Below are 14,598 nucleotides of genomic sequence, written 5' to 3' on the forward strand. Positions count from 1 at the left end.
AAAGATAATTTTTCTAATGTAGATTTGACGTTTACTTATAGAAAGGAGCAATTCCTTATGGTAACACTCTATACATCACCAAGCTGCACATCTTGTCGAAAAGCGAAGGCGTGGTTGCAGGAGCACGATATTCCGTTTACAGAACGTAACATTTTTTCTGAACCTCTTACTATTGAAGAAGTGAAAGAAATTTTACGTATGACTGAAGACGGAACAGATGAAATTATATCAACTCGCTCAAAAACTTTCCAGGAATTGAACTTAAATCTTGATACGGTTTCTTTACAGGAATTATTTGAGCTAATTAGCGAGCATCCAGGATTGCTTCGCCGTCCAATCATTTTGGATGAAAAAAGACTCCAGGTTGGTTATAACGAAGATGAAATTCGTCGTTTCCTACCTCGCAAGGTTCGTACTTTTCAACTTCAAGAGGCACAGCGTCTCGTTAACTAATTAGCTATATTAGCTTATATTGTTGATTCTCGATTTTTGACTCTTTACCCCTGTGATAACCAATCATAGGGCATCACAAGGCGAAGTATCAACAATATGCATAAACATAGCCAACTAATTAAAAACTTCTACAGGATTTCCTGTAGAAGTTTTTTTGTCGATAGGAATGACTATCTCCTCATACCAAGAGTACAGATTAATAAATATAAAGGATGTTTCCTTTTACCTTCTTTACTAACCACCCTCCAACAATCACAATGAGAAGAAATATAATCTCGGTAGCTATTTCCATGGAAGGGTATGTATAAAAGAAGGTTTTTAATTCTGCTGCGCTTGTTAACATCCTTGCGGAGGTAAAAGCTAAAATGCCTGCACCAATGTAAATTAATACAGGAAAATGATCAAGGGCATGCATGATCATTCGACTCCCCCATACGATAATAGGGATAGAGATGAATAATCCAAAAACGACAAGCGGCAGTTTCCCCTCGGATGCACCAGCGATCGCTAGTACATTATCAAGCCCCATAATGAGATCTGCTATGACAATGGTTCGAATGGCTCCCCAAAACGAAAAGGTGGATTGGACCGTTTCATTACTTTCACTATCTATTACCAATTTGAAGGAAATGTAGAGAAGAAAGAGGCTACCAACAATTAATAAGAAAGGGAGCATCAATAAATAGACAGCGACAATGGTTAGTGCTATTCTAAGTCCAACAGCAATGGCTGTTCCCATCATGATAGCTTTATTGCGATGAGAATCGGGGAGATTACGACACGCGAGGGCGATTACAACTGCGTTGTCACCACCTAGGACGATATCAATACCGATAATAAACAGAATCTGAGTCATGGTTTCTAAGGTAAGCAAGGAATCCACTCCCGAATAGCGAATTTTTAATCATATGACAGGAGCACTTTAGGGCAAGCTATACACATAAATAAATATATCGTGTATATGGTTTAATATGAGTGAAAAAATCAAACGATTTTTTATTTCCATTCTTTGATGGTTTATCATAGAATGGTATTACAAGAGAAAAAGTGGTTAAACTCAAGCCACTTAAGGGAAAGAGAAAATTAGGAGTATCCCAGAGGGAATAGCCTTCCGGTTAACTAAACAGGAGGGAGAGAGTGCACATGGAAATCGAACGCGTCAATGCGAATACTTTAAAATTCTTTATTACGTATAGAGATATTGAAAATAGAGGGTTCGATCGAGAAGAAATTTGGTACGATAGAGAAAGAGGAGAAGAATTGTTCTGGGAAATGATGGACGAAGCACATCAAAGGGAACAGTTTTCACTTGAGGGTCCACTCTGGATACAAGTTCAAGCACTTGAAAAGGGTCTTGAAATCATTGTGACACGTGCACAAATGTCAAACGACGGGTCCAAACTTGAACTTCCGATGTCAGAGGATAAGCAGCTTGATCTTCCGCTCGATGAAAATATGGATAAAATTCTTGATGATAAATTTGCGCTTCAGAACAATTTAGATCCAGAAGACGAGCCTGAGCCGCTAGAAGGTGAAGAGCTTTCCTTTATGATCGGATTTAGAGACTTTGAAGATGTGATTTCATTGTCACACGGATTTGATTCAACTGGAGTCGAAAATGGATTGTATCATTATGAGGACCGTTATTATCTCCATGTTGTCTTCGACGAAACATTGATAGAAGAAGATCAGGACAATCGATTGAGTCAGCTGTTGGAATACGGATATGAAACAGACCTGACCATTCACCGCATTCATGAATACGGTAAGGAGATTCTCTCTGAGCAGGCTCTTGAACAACTCCGCGGACACTTCCCACTCTTATAAGGTGAGGCCGATTTCTATGGAAATCGGCTTTTTTTTATTTCTCCAATCCTTGGAGGGGCCATAAAAAAGCAGCCTTGGCCATGTGGTCAAGCCGGTTATCTCATTCAAATAAATATAGAAACTGTAGAGGGATGTTTCTCTAGGAAGAGAATTATTGTTAGGAACGAATAAAAGAGAGGTGTTGTGATGTTAACTGCTTCAACTATAAATGGATCATTACTCAATCTTGCCGACCGTTGCTTCAGCCTTGATGAGCTACGGAAATTAAGGCGTTCCACACCCTATTATTGTCCTGGGTGCCGTGAGCGGGTTGTCATGAAGCTAGGTGAAAAGAAGATATGGCATTTTGCTCATCAAGGTTCCCCCCCTTGTGAAATGGAATGGGAGCGAGAATCTAATTATCACCTAACCGGAAAACAACACCTTTATGATTGGCTTAGAGAAGATCACCAGGATGTGCAATTAGAACATGTGTTAATTGCCTCTAATCAACGCCCCGATCTATTTATCCCCTCATCTCGTACGGCGATTGAATTTCAATGTGCCTCAATAGAAGCGAGACTGCTTACGAAACGATCATTTGATTATAACGCTACAAACATTCATGTAACGTGGATTCTTGGAGCAAAGCGACTCAAACGACTATATTCCCTCATTCACACCCTTACAGCTATGGACTGGGCAGCAGCATCTCACCATAGAGGTTCTCCTTCTATTTATTATTATTGCCCCGAAGAATGTACCTTCGCGAACCTAACGATCCACTATAGCTTAACCCCTACAAAATTCATCTGTACAACCACTTATCATAGCGCTTCATCTATTTCTTATTTCGATTTATTTAAGTCTCATACTCCTTTTACTAATCATGAATCCGTGCCCATATGGTTTAAGCAAAAACAAATTTGGCGTCAAAATCCCCACGGTGAAAAATCATTCATTTATTACTTCTTACGTAAACGACTCTATCTTAGCGGAAAGTCTATTCGATCTTTCCCCTCTGAAGCTGGCATCCCATCTTCACAAAACTACTGGATTGAAACCCCCTCTTATTTATGGCAAACGTGGATTATTATTTGCTATCTTTCTTTCATTCCTCAAAATAAATCGTTCTCTATGCAGTCATTAATAAATGCCTTCCAACAAGTAATCGATGCTACTCTTATTAAAGTAAGAAATGGCCCTCACAAGATACAGGGTGAAGGAGTGTCAGCGGCACTAAAGGGATATATTGATCAATTAGTTCGGTTAAAAGTTTTGAAAGAATGGGATAATGAACGATATGAAAAGCTTTATCAACCTGAGGTTCACCAGCAAGTTGAGCGATGCACTAAAAAAGATCATGAAATTCTCGGGAAACTTGTGTGAAACTGCAACGTTTGTCGAGCGAAATTGTAAGAATCCTAAGAGGAATATGGTACGATAATGTATGTGAGGTAATTATTTGATGGAGGTGTCTAATGATGGAAGAGAAAAAAGTAAACGCTCTACCTAAACGAGACGAAATTCCAGTAGAAGATACTTGGGATCTTGAAGCCATTTACGAAAACGATCAAAAATGGGATGAGGAATTTAAAGAAATAAAAGCACTTCTCCCGGAGATGGAAGAATACAAAGGGAAGTTAGCCGATTCTGCAGATACGCTTTATGCGGCCCTTCAAAAACAAGATGAAATTACAATTAAGCTTGGCAAGCTGTATACATATGCCCATATGCGCTATGATCAGGATACAACTAACTCGCATTACCAGGGTCTTAATGATCGTGCAGCTAATCTTGCGACGCAGGTGAGTAGTGAGCTCGCTTTTGTTGTACCAGAAATTCTAAGTGTTCCCGAAGAAACCATCAAACAGTATTTGAACGAAAAGAAAGAACTGAAACTTTATGAGCAAGCATTAGATGAAATTAATCGAGAGCGTCCGCACGTTCTATCTAAGGAAGAAGAAGCCATTCTGGCCGGGGTTAGCGACGTAACGAACAGTTCAAGCAACACGTTTGGCATGTTAAATAATGCAGATATGAAGTTTCCAACGATTAAGGATGAGAATGGGGAAGAAGTGGAAGTTACACACGGACGGTACATTCGTTTTCTTGAGAGTAGCGACCGTCGTGTAAGGAAAGATGCGTTCAAGGCAGTCTATGAAACGTATGGGAAATTCAAGAATACTTTTGCTTCTACCCTAAGTGGAACAGTTAAGAAAGACAACTATTATGCTAGCGTGCGTAATTACGATTCGGCAAGACAAGCTGCACTTGATAGTAATAACATTCCAGAAGACGTCTATGACAACCTTGTGGAAACAGTGCACAATCGCCTTGATCTATTGCATCGCTATGTAAACCTTCGAAAGAAAGCACTTGGTCTTGATGACATTCATATGTATGATCTCTATACACCACTTGTACCAGAAGTGAAGATGGAGGTTTCATATAAAGAAGCGAAAGATTATATTCTCAAAGGATTATCTCCACTAGGAGAAGAGTACAAAGAGATCTTAGAAGAAGGCTTCTCAAACCGATGGGTTGATGTGCAAGAAAATGTAGGTAAAAGAAGCGGGGCTTACTCTTCAGGTACGTATGGAACTCGTCCATATATTCTAATGAACTGGCAAGATAACGTGAATAATTTATTTACGCTCGCTCACGAATTCGGCCATTCGGTTCATAGTTATTACACAAGAGAAAACCAACCTTATCCATACGCAAATTATTCCATTTTTGTAGCTGAAGTTGCTTCAACAACAAATGAATCGTTACTCAATCATTATTTGCTTGAAAACACTTCAGACAAAAAGGAAAAGCTTTATTTATTAAACCACTATCTAGAAGGATTCAGAGGAACGGTATTTAGACAAACGATGTTTGCTGAGTTTGAGCATGCGATTCACAAAAGAGCGCAAGATGGTGAGCCGTTGACGCCAGATCTTCTTTCCTCGATCTACTATGATCTTAACAAAAAGTATTTTGGTGACGATCTTGTGATCGATGATGAAATTGCTCTCGAGTGGGCTCGTATTCCTCATTTCTATTACAATTACTATGTATTCCAATATGCGACTGGATTTAGCGCAGCTGCATCCCTCTCAAATCAAATTCTTGAAGAAGGCGATGAAGCAGTCTCAAGATACATTGATTTCTTAAAAGCAGGAAGCTCAGATTATCCGATTGAAGTCTTGAAGAAGGCCGGAGTAGATATGACTTCTTCTAAACCAATCAGTGACGCACTAGATGTATTTGAATCCATTCTTAACGAAATGGAGAATTTGTTATTCGAAGACGAATAGGCTCCATAGGCCGCAAAAAAGCCTTCTCTACTACTAGAGAAGGCTTTTTTTAGCGATTAAATCCTTTGAATTGGTTTCTGGAATTGTACATGCTAACGGTAAAAAGAATAGAGAGAAATAAAAGGGCTCCACCAATAGGCACAGGAATAAATCTTAATAATCCCATAATAAACATGACAAAGCTAACGATGATGAGTGCCACACCTAGTAAGATGAAAAAACGCGTCATAAAATTCCCTCCTCGTATTATAGTTATGAGAAATGATGATGCATATACTTACTTGGAAGAGGAGAAGTAATTGAATGGTAAGAACAAAAAAGGAATGAACCATGCTGGTTCATTCCTTTTTTGAAGCCCGATTTTAACTTTTTACAGTGCGCCAGAAACATCCGTGTTTCGCGGGCACTTTCTCTACCTTTTGCTTCAAGGCGAGCTTCTTCATAGCGGCATCTGCCTCGTCACAACTCATGTCGTAAACGACCGCCACTTCTTTTGTTGCGACAAAGTGATAGCGTTCCATGAATTCATCTAGCGACGGAAGAGGCTCTGGCGTTGGTTTTGTTTTAAGCATTTCTGTCAGAATTCTGACATACACATCATATTCATAAAGTCCTGTAATTTTAAGACCTTCTTCTTCAATATTTTCATTGAAGAAAACAAGGGTAGGAAGCTCATTAACTTCCATTTCTGAAGAGATCTTTAAGTCACATTGAAATGCTTTTACAGCAGCTTGAGAGTGAAGATCTTTCTGGAATTCCTTTACATCAAGTCCGGTTTCTTTTGCTGCTTGAACTAGATTTTCTTCTTTAGTCATGTTTTGCTTTTGGATAAAAAGAAGTTCTCTCATTTTCCTTAGGAAACGAAATCCTGGAAGCTTTCCCTGAAGCTCTGCAGCCTTGATAGCAATTGATGCGATATAAGGGGTATCCATAGGGTCCTCATACCACAAATCACCGTCACAGGACATCCCAGAGCGACTGGCTGTACGTTCCCAACGCTCAGCGACATCAGCGTGTGTTGTGATGCCTTCATTTTTTCGTTTAAACGAGTTAAATGATTTTATATTTCCGCCCACTAGATGTCTAATGCGGAAGGTATGTCCATATTCTAGGTGTAATTTCTTAATGACCGGTTCGAGACCCCAGCAGTCAGGACAAAGCGGATCAATAAATGAGTAAATCTCGATAGGTTTACCTTTTTGAGATGTAGTCGTGCAAGCTGTATCGGATTGTCCATTTGGATTGTAAGAATCGCAATAGGAACCAGTAGCATTCGGTGTCAATTCGATTCTCCTTTCTCTTCCTGATCACCCGAGTTAACCATATGATGAGCAGTAAACGTTAACCTTGTTAGGAGATGTTCTCGTAAATCTTCGTCTAGTTCAACCTCATCCATTGCTAACTCCATGCAAGAAAGCCATGCTGTCGCACGTTTAGGTGTTATCTCGAATGGGAGATGCCTAGCTCTTAACATAGGGTGCCCATGTTCTTCGGAATATAGAGGCGGCCCTCCGAGAAATTGAGTTAGGAATTGAGTTTGTTTTCTAGCTGTTTCAGTTAAATCATCTGGAAAGATAGGTTTTAATTCGGGATGCTGTGAAACCCGATTATAAAAAGCAGTCACTAGCTGTTCAAGCTGAGCACCGCCGATATGATCATACATGTTTTGTTTCATATACATTTTCCCCTTTGGAAGGTAGAACTTAATTACAATTTCATTTTAGCAACCTCCCTACGTAACAGCAAATAATCCGATTTGAAATCATTGCCAAACAAAAAGAACAGGACCGTTTAGGCCTGTTCTTGGGATGCTAGAAAGAATCGAAGAATCTTATTATTTGTCTTTCTTTTTGGAATTTGATGCTGATGAAGAACGGACGTGAAGGCGCGCTCTCCTGTCGTGAAATCAGAGACTTCAAACTCAAGTTCGAAATCTTCTCTCCCGAGGTATTCACTATGGTCGAGGACGAGCAGTCCTTCAGTCGTTTGGTATTCAGCTCTATGTGTCGTTAATCGTCCTAAGTGGTCGAGCGGAGATGGAATTCCTAGTTCGTTTAGCTGCGATGCTACTTCTCCATCAGGAAGTGTGCCGTCCTTCTTGATCTTTTCAAAGGTTTCTTGTGATACGGCTTGATGTGTCTCAAGGAGTCCTTCCTCGGCAGGCTGCTTTAATGTTAATACGAATTTGTCATTCTTGTTTCTAATGCGTAACGCAGCCCCCTTTTCACGAATCATAAAATTCTTTGTATCAAAATAATCATTCGTTTGTGTTTTAATGTTCTCTTCTAATTTATAGTAATCAAGCAAAGAGGCATACTCTTCTTTTGTGAGCATATTTTTAAATTCGATTTCTACTTCCTGTGCCATAAGTGAACCCTCCATTTAGATGAATATAAAAGAATTATGGCATATGTCTTTATTCAGAACAACAACGGTGAAATCTCCCACTGCATTGTGATAAACTATTAGGTGATACATACTTGGAAATAACGAAAGGAGAGGTATTTGTGCCAGAACAATACTACATTATTACAGGAGAATTATCAGATCACACACTTACCTTTGGTTTGAATGAAAAAGTGGATCTTACTTCCTATACAGCTACTGGAAATATGTTAGTGGACTCCGATTCTTTGTCATTTGTGTATTTGCTTGATGGTGGAGAAGGGTATACATATATTCGATTTCAAGAGGAAGTATGGCCAATGTTAGCAAACGTGCTCGATCAGGACGTGAACGTGGTTATTACTTCCGGGGATGACGCATCAATAGAACTTACTGATCTAAAAGAGGAACTATCCTATCTTGTTGAGAATATTAAAGATAATTCAAATTATGGAGAAGTGATGAATCAAGCTGTTGAGAAAGTATTCCTAACAGCGTCATAATAGATATCGTCGTTGGTGGTGGTTGGATGAAAAATTGGGAAGAATTTTTAGCACCGTATAAACAAGCAGTAAATGAATTGAAAGTGAAATTGAAAGGCATTCGAGAGCAATTTGAAAAGGCGGATGATCATTCACCTGTTGAATTTGTTACTGGGAGAGTAAAGCCGATTTCAAGTATTCTTGATAAAGCGAAAACGAAACACATACCGCTCAACAGACTGCAGGAAGAAATGCATGATATTGCAGGTGTTCGTGTGATGTGTCAGTTTGTAGAAGATATTAATAAAGTCATTCATCACCTTCGTGGTAGAAAAGATTTTGATATCGTTGAGGAACGGGATTATGTGACGAATCAGAAAGTAAGCGGCTATCGATCATACCATGTCGTCGTTCAGTATCCGGTTCAAACGATTCAAGGAGAACAAATGCTGCTCGTTGAAATACAGATTCGGACACTTGCTATGAATTTCTGGGCGACAATTGAGCATTCTTTGAATTATAAATACAATAAGAAAATCCCTGATGATGTCAAAAAGCGTCTTCAACGAGCCGCTGAAGCAGCTTCCAAACTTGATGATGAAATGTCTGAAATACGCGGTGAGATTAAGGAAGCTCAGAAAATCTTTATGCAAAAGAAAGAAAATGAACAAAAAGAAAGCTGAAAACTAAACTAGACGAGGTGCCTAAATTGAAATTTGCGGTAAAGTCAAAAGGGGATCAAACCTCCAATCAACTTCAGCAGCGCATCAAAAATTATTTACGTGATTTCGATCTGGACTATGATGAAGCAGAACCGGATATTGTCATTTCGGTTGGCGGTGATGGGACACTCTTACACGCTTTTCATCATTATCAAGATCGCCTGGATCAAACAGCCTTTGTAGGTGTTCATACAGGACACTTAGGTTTCTATGCGGACTGGACCCCTGAAGAAGTCGAAAAGCTCGTCATCCATATTGCAAGGACTCCTTTTCAAATCGTAGAATATCCATTGCTTGAAGTAACGGTTCGCTATTTGAATAGTTCCAAAGAGAATCGCTATCTTGCGCTAAATGAATGTACGGTCAAAAGTGTAGAGGGATCTTTAGTGATGAATGTTGAAATAAAAGGTGATCTGTTTGAAACGTTTAGAGGAGACGGCCTCTGCATTTCAACGCCTTCTGGTAGTACAGCCTATAATAAAGCGTTAGGCGGGGCCATCATTCATCCTGCACTTCCTTCCATTCAACTTTCAGAAATGGCATCTATCAACAATCGCGTCTTTCGTACTGTAGGATCTCCACTTGTGCTTCCGCAGCATCATACATGTCTACTGCGACCGGTGAATGATGCTGATTTTCAAATTACGATTGATCATCTTTTCTTATTGCAACAAGATGTAAAGTCCATTCAATATCGAGTAGCAGAAGAGAAGGTAAGATTCGCGCGTTTTAGACCGTTTCCTTTCTGGAAAAGAGTCAAGGAATCATTTGTCGATGAAGTATATTAAAGCGAGGCAGTACTGTTCATGAGTTGAACGGTGCTGTTTTTTTCGCTCTATTACAAAAGAATGCCTATCATGAAAAATTTAATTACACGAGGTGAGTTTGCTTGAGCGTTAGAATGAAGTGGAGCGTAGAAGAGAAGAATGAAGGGATGCTGCTAAGGGAATACCTTCTAACGGAAAAGAATTTATCGAGAAGTATGTTAACGGATATTAAATTCAATGGAGGACAACTTACGGTTAATAACATCAATCAAAACGTTAGAGCTGTTTTAAGGAAAGGCGATACGGTGGAAGTCTTATTTCCAAAAGAAACTGTGAGCGAAACGATGGTAGCTAAAGAGATGGAGCTTCGTATTTGTTATGAGGATGAACACTTTTTACTTATCAATAAGCCAGCAAGCCTACCGACGATCCCATCTCGACATTCAATTGAATCACTCGCAGAGGGTGTTCTCTACTATTATCATACGCATAAGCTAGATCGTACCATCCACGCTGTTAATCGTTTGGATCGAGATACATCTGGACTCGTTTTATTTGCGAAGCACCGCTATGCACATGACCTTCTTTCCAGACAGCAGAAAAACAAAGAGATGAAACGACAATATGTTGCACTTGTTCATGGCGAAGTGAAAGGAGAAGGCGAAATCGATGCGCCAATAGGGAGGAAAGAGGGGAGTATTATTGAAAGGGCTGTTCGCCCTGATGGACAACACGCATTAACGAGTTATCGCACAATAAATCATTATAAAGGATTCTCCCTTCTTGAATTATCCCTAAAAACGGGGAGAACCCATCAAATTAGAGTTCATATGTCTTATCTTGGTCATCCGCTCTTAGGAGATGATCTTTATGGTGGAACGCATGCATTAATAAATAGACAAGCGTTGCATAGTGCGAAGCTTGAGTTCTATCATCCTTTCCTAGAAAAAAAACTCCGGTTTGAAGTAGAGGTTGAAGAGGATATGTTATGTCTTATTCGAAAGAAGTGAATTTCTCAGGAACATAAGACATTGATGATTGGACAGAAGTTGTTTTCAATTCCGGATAGCTAAGCGAAGTCAATTTGCCTCCAAACACGCATCCTGTGTCAATGTTTATTGTATGATTCATCCACCTTGGTTCTTTTACTGGAGTGTGCCCATAAACAATAAGAGCTTCTCCGTTGTAATGCTTAGCCCAGTCTCTGCGAATAGGCATGCCGTTCGGATGAGATTCGCCTGAAATGTCACCGTAGAGGACAAATGTTTTTACTTTTTTTCCAACTTGGCCGATATAATGCGCGGGAATTCCTGCATGTGCAGCAATTAATTCCCCGTCATCGAGGGATAAATAGAGTGGTGCATGTTCATAAAGAGAGATGAATTTCCTTTTCACAGCCTCTTTCTCATCATTTTTGAGAGCATTTAGTTCGGCAACCGTTGTCTCCAGTCCATGAGTTTGCTGAACGTTTCGACCAATAAAATACCGATAAAGTTTATTGCAATGGTTCCCAGGGCAATAGTAAGCCTGTCCAGTGCTAACGAGTTGTGAGACTACTTCAATCACAGCAAGAGATTCTTTTCCTCGATCGGTGATATCACCAGGAAAGACGAGTTTTCTACCGTCAGGATGGACGGGAAGTCCACTTTCCCATGAATATCCGATTCGTTTGGTTAGTTCTGTCAGTTCTTCATAACAACCGTGTATATCGCTGATAATGTCTAACAATTGGCACCCTCCTATCTCATCTCTATATCATTACCCTATTGGACGAGTATGTATCAAGGTTAAAGGCTAAATAAAATAACCTGCCAATATGGCAGGTTATTCAAACATATACGTTTTCGTTCGAGATCGGACGTTTAATACGAGTCCGACTGCAATCATATAGGTTAAAAGTGCACTTCCTCCATAGCTTACGAATGGTAATGGGATACCAGTAATTGGCAATATCCGAATGGTCATTCCAATGTTTTGGAATACCTGGAATGTTAGCATTCCGATAACTCCTGCGCACAAATAGCTTCCGAAGGACTCATTGCTTTCAAGGGCTGTATGAATCATTCGGTAGATTAGCATGAAGAAAATGGAGATCGTAATACTTGCTCCGATGAATCCGAATTCTTCTCCAATCACAGCAAAAATAAAGTCAGTGTGCGCTTCAGGGAAGTAAACAGTACCGTCAGCGTATCCTTTCCCTTCTAATTTACCAGAGCCGATGGCAAGGATCGCTTTCGTCGCTTGATAGCCTGCATCTGTATACTCTTCAGGAGCAAGCCAGCCATAGAACCGAGCGAGCTGGTATTCATCAAGTAAGTAGGCTTTAAAGAAGGCCGGAAACTTAAAGAAAATAAAGACAAGAGCAGATATTCCTGCAACCCCTAGTAAACTTAAAAGAGAGAGAAGTCGCCAGCGAACGCCTGATACTAATGTAATACTAACAACAATAGCAGTAAAAACCATCGCTGTTCCGAGGTCAGGCTGGGCCATAACGATTAGAAGAGGTGCAGCTGCCACACCGAAAATTTTGGCTAATAATAAAAGGTCTGTTTGAATGGTTTTTGTTGGGTTCTTTTCATGATGATTCACCGCTGTAGAAGCGATCGTAATAATTAAGAAAATCTTCATAAACTCTGATGGCTGTACACTTCCTAAACCAGGCAGCACAAACCAGCTTTTTGCCCCATTTCGAATCGGAGCAATTTGATAACTTCCAATATACTCAGGACTAACCGCAAGCAAGATTAGAAGAAGAATTCCAAATCCATAGAGATACCAGGATAATTGTTTAAAGCGATCAAAATCAATGACCAGTGTGAGCGAGAGGACAAACGCACCAACGAAATACCACGTTAGCTGTCTTCCTGCAAAGTTGAAGTTTTTTAATTCTCCAGGTAGTGAAGCTTGTGCACTATAAATAGCGACAGTACTAATGCACATCAGGAGAAAGACAAAGAATAAAAGTGTGAAATCTATTTGTTGCCATGGTGTTTGATTGTCATTGTTCATGATATAATCCTTTCTAAAGAAAAGCGTTCCTTCTTTTAATCACAATTCCTATCTTATCTGAAATCCTTCCATTTGCAAATCGGTTCCTGTATTTATTTTTGACAAAATAACTACACACCGACTAAGATAGGAAGGTAATTTTACTTTATGACACTGATAAGTAGAAAAAACATCGATCCTTAGAAAAGCTTATCGGAAATAAACGATAAATGATATAGCCATATTTGAGTATTTACGCACTTTGTTACTAAAACATCAAGGAGGTGTGCAGAGTGGCTTACCAGGAGCAAGAAACGCAAGCTTTGTACGAAGCACTTATTCATCATTTAGAACAAGAGAGAATCGATGCCTTTCGAGAGTTGTTTCTAGAAATTCATCCTTATGAACAATCTCAATTCTTCTTAACCGTATCCGAACAAATCAGGCTACTTGTGTACACCTATTTATCACCAAGAGAAATGGCCGAGATCTTTCAGAATTTTGATATTGAAGAGCAAGAAGAATACATTTCGGAGATGGAGCCAGCTTATGCGGCTAAAATGCTTGCAGAAATGTATGCCGATGACGCAGTAGACGTCTTAAATGAACTAAATCCTGAACAGATTGCAAGTTACTTAACCATTATGGATGATGATGCAGCTGACGAAATTAAGGAACTTCTTCATTATGAAGAAAAAACAGCTGGTAGTATCATGACAACAGAATTTGTATCGATCCGAGCACATCAAACGGTGAAGCGAGCGATGCAAATACTGAGACGTGAAGCACCTGAAGCAGAGACTATCTATTATATATTCGTATTAGATGAACAGAAAAGGCTCGTTGGTGTTATTTCTCTTCGAGATTTAATTATTGCAGAAGAAGATACGTTAATAGAAGAGATTATGAATGAGCGGGTTGTTTCCATTTCGGTCGGTGAAGACCAGGAGGAAGCAGCTAGAATTATGAGAGATTATGACTTTCTAGCACTTCCCGTTCTCGACTTCCAAAATCATTTACTCGGTATTATCACACACGATGATATTGTCGATGTTATTGAGGAAGAAGCTTCAGAGGACTATTCAAAGCTTGCCGCTATTTCAGATGACGGTTCGTTTGACCGCAATCCATTTTCATCAGCTAAAAAAAGATTGCCATGGCTCATCATTCTCTTATTTCTTGGAATGTTGACAGCCAGCTTAATTGGTCAGTTTGAGGTAACCCTCGATAAAGTCCCATTGCTAGCGGTATTTATTCCACTTATTGCAGGAATGGCAGGAAATACAGGAACACAAGCGCTTGCTGTTGTTGTAAGGGGTCTTGCTACTGGAGATTTTGAAGAGAATAGTAAGTGGGCGTTAATAGTAAGAGAAGCAGGAACTGGACTGATTACCGGTGCAACGTCAGGAGTTCTCGTCACCATTATTATTTTCTTGTGGAAAGGAACCTTTTTACTTGGTTTATTAGTTGGTTTTTCGTTATTATTTACGTTGATTGTTGCGACTCTTGCTGGTGCGCTAGTCCCACTCTTAATGCACAAACTTAACATAGACCCTGCGGTTGCTTCAGGGCCGTTCATTACAACTATTAATGATATTATCAGTATACTTATTTATTTTGGAATGGCGACTGCATTTATGAGTCAATTAGTCTAAAGACTAATTGACTGTGCAGACGTTTGAAGGAGGAA

General features: G+C 39.6%; 16 protein-coding genes. 9 read left to right on the forward strand and 7 right to left on the reverse strand.

Translation table 11 applies throughout. The annotated features are described in order from the left end of the window. The first annotated feature begins 57 nt into the window (after nt 1–57). A complete protein-coding gene (spxA, locus tag Q4550_RS17130) occupies nt 58–453 on the forward strand; it encodes a transcriptional regulator SpxA (protein WP_098443134.1) in 396 nt (131 codons plus the stop codon). 196 nt (nt 454–649) lie between these two features. On the opposite strand, the gene Q4550_RS17135 is transcribed toward spxA, so the two are convergent. After that, nucleotides 650–1,327, reverse strand: a complete 678-nt coding sequence (locus Q4550_RS17135; protein ID WP_303534839.1) for a TerC family protein — start codon at nt 1,325–1,327, stop codon at nt 650–652. A gap of 269 nt (nt 1,328–1,596) precedes the next feature. Here Q4550_RS17135 and mecA point away from each other — a divergent pair, with 269 nt between their 5' ends. The 3 genes from mecA (at nt 1,597) to pepF (ending at nt 5,564) form a co-directional block, all read left to right on the forward strand. Further along, nucleotides 1,597–2,280: an adaptor protein MecA gene (gene mecA / locus Q4550_RS17140; protein ID WP_194222276.1), complete on the forward strand. Its 684-nt coding sequence runs from the start codon at nt 1,597–1,599 to the stop codon at nt 2,278–2,280. 186 nt (nt 2,281–2,466) lie between these two features. Beyond that, nucleotides 2,467–3,648: a competence protein CoiA gene (locus tag Q4550_RS17145; RefSeq protein WP_283152343.1), complete on the forward strand. Its 1,182-nt coding sequence runs from the start codon at nt 2,467–2,469 to the stop codon at nt 3,646–3,648. A 92-nt stretch (nt 3,649–3,740) separates the two neighbouring features. After that, entirely contained in the window at nt 3,741–5,564 is a 1,824-nt protein-coding gene (gene pepF / locus Q4550_RS17150; RefSeq protein WP_303534842.1) for an oligoendopeptidase F, read from the forward strand. A gap of 49 nt (nt 5,565–5,613) precedes the next feature. Here the strand turns inward: pepF and Q4550_RS17155 are convergent, their stop codons facing one another. The 4 genes from Q4550_RS17155 to Q4550_RS17170 all read right to left on the reverse strand — a co-directional run bounded on the left by Q4550_RS17155 (nt 5,614) and on the right by Q4550_RS17170 (nt 7,931). Continuing rightward, nucleotides 5,614–5,793, reverse strand: coding sequence for a hypothetical protein (locus Q4550_RS17155; protein ID WP_226612623.1), 180 nt, complete (start codon nt 5,791–5,793; stop codon nt 5,614–5,616). 133 nt (nt 5,794–5,926) lie between these two features. Beyond that, a complete protein-coding gene (locus Q4550_RS17160; RefSeq protein WP_303534953.1) occupies nt 5,927–6,751 on the reverse strand; it encodes a ClpXP adapter SpxH family protein in 825 nt (274 codons plus the stop codon). Between the two features lie 92 nt (nt 6,752–6,843). After that, nucleotides 6,844–7,239, reverse strand: coding sequence for a globin domain-containing protein (locus tag Q4550_RS17165; RefSeq protein ID WP_371017520.1), 396 nt, complete (start codon nt 7,237–7,239; stop codon nt 6,844–6,846). 116 nt (nt 7,240–7,355) lie between these two features. Beyond that, a complete protein-coding gene (locus tag Q4550_RS17170; RefSeq protein WP_303534843.1) occupies nt 7,356–7,931 on the reverse strand; it encodes a CYTH domain-containing protein in 576 nt (191 codons plus the stop codon). A gap of 140 nt (nt 7,932–8,071) precedes the next feature. On the opposite strand from Q4550_RS17170, the gene Q4550_RS17175 reads away from it, so the two are divergent. From Q4550_RS17175 to Q4550_RS17190, 4 genes are all read left to right on the forward strand, one after another. Further along, on the forward strand, nt 8,072–8,452 hold the full coding sequence (locus tag Q4550_RS17175) for a UPF0738 family protein (protein ID WP_303534844.1): 381 nt from the start codon (nt 8,072–8,074) through the stop codon (nt 8,450–8,452). Nucleotides 8,453–8,478: 26 nt separating this feature from the next. Next, nucleotides 8,479–9,114, forward strand: coding sequence for a GTP diphosphokinase (gene yjbM / locus Q4550_RS17180; RefSeq protein WP_194221210.1), 636 nt, complete (start codon nt 8,479–8,481; stop codon nt 9,112–9,114). A 26-nt stretch (nt 9,115–9,140) separates the two neighbouring features. Then, a complete protein-coding gene (locus tag Q4550_RS17185; protein ID WP_194222277.1) occupies nt 9,141–9,941 on the forward strand; it encodes an NAD kinase in 801 nt (266 codons plus the stop codon). 113 nt (nt 9,942–10,054) lie between these two features. Continuing rightward, nucleotides 10,055–10,930, forward strand: a complete 876-nt coding sequence (locus Q4550_RS17190) for an RluA family pseudouridine synthase (protein ID WP_483298569.1) — start codon at nt 10,055–10,057, stop codon at nt 10,928–10,930. Here Q4550_RS17190 and prpE read toward each other — a convergent pair. Then, nucleotides 10,914–11,648: a bis(5'-nucleosyl)-tetraphosphatase PrpE gene (gene prpE, locus Q4550_RS17195; protein ID WP_303534848.1), complete on the reverse strand. Its 735-nt coding sequence runs from the start codon at nt 11,646–11,648 to the stop codon at nt 10,914–10,916. The two genes, Q4550_RS17190 and prpE, sit on opposite strands and share 17 nt — an antisense overlap. A 96-nt stretch (nt 11,649–11,744) precedes the next feature. Next, nucleotides 11,745–12,929: an FtsW/RodA/SpoVE family cell cycle protein gene (locus tag Q4550_RS17200; RefSeq protein ID WP_283152336.1), complete on the reverse strand. Its 1,185-nt coding sequence runs from the start codon at nt 12,927–12,929 to the stop codon at nt 11,745–11,747. 272 nt (nt 12,930–13,201) lie between these two features. Between Q4550_RS17200 and mgtE the strand changes: the two genes are divergently transcribed. Beyond that, the gene (mgtE, locus tag Q4550_RS17205; protein WP_303534849.1) at nt 13,202–14,563 is read left to right on the forward strand and encodes a magnesium transporter; all 1,362 of its coding nucleotides are present in this window, start codon (nt 13,202–13,204) and stop codon (nt 14,561–14,563) included. Nucleotides 14,564–14,598 lie beyond the last annotated feature (35 nt).

Source organism: Anaerobacillus sp. 1_MG-2023, assembly GCF_030547345.1.
GTDB classification, from domain to species: domain Bacteria; phylum Bacillota; class Bacilli; order Bacillales; family Guptibacillaceae; genus Guptibacillus; species Guptibacillus hwajinpoensis_B.

Coding starts and splice junctions, on each gene's coding strand:
- Q4550_RS17190 (WP_483298569.1), top strand. CDS start 10,055: ATGAAGTGGAGCGTAGAAGAGAAGAATGAAGGGATGCTGCTAAGGGAA.
- mecA (WP_194222276.1), top strand. CDS start 1,597: ATGGAAATCGAACGCGTCAATGCGAATACTTTAAAATTCTTTATTACG.
- yjbM (WP_194221210.1), top strand. CDS start 8,479: ATGAAAAATTGGGAAGAATTTTTAGCACCGTATAAACAAGCAGTAAAT.
- Q4550_RS17200 (WP_283152336.1), bottom strand. CDS start 12,929: ATGAACAATGACAATCAAACACCATGGCAACAAATAGATTTCACACTT.
- Q4550_RS17145 (WP_283152343.1), top strand. CDS start 2,467: ATGTTAACTGCTTCAACTATAAATGGATCATTACTCAATCTTGCCGAC.
- pepF (WP_303534842.1), top strand. CDS start 3,741: ATGATGGAAGAGAAAAAAGTAAACGCTCTACCTAAACGAGACGAAATT.
- Q4550_RS17170 (WP_303534843.1), bottom strand. CDS start 7,931: ATGGCACAGGAAGTAGAAATCGAATTTAAAAATATGCTCACAAAAGAA.
- Q4550_RS17165 (WP_371017520.1), bottom strand. CDS start 7,239: ATGAAACAAAACATGTATGATCATATCGGCGGTGCTCAGCTTGAACAG.
- Q4550_RS17155 (WP_226612623.1), bottom strand. CDS start 5,793: ATGACGCGTTTTTTCATCTTACTAGGTGTGGCACTCATCATCGTTAGC.
- spxA (WP_098443134.1), top strand. CDS start 58: ATGGTAACACTCTATACATCACCAAGCTGCACATCTTGTCGAAAAGCG.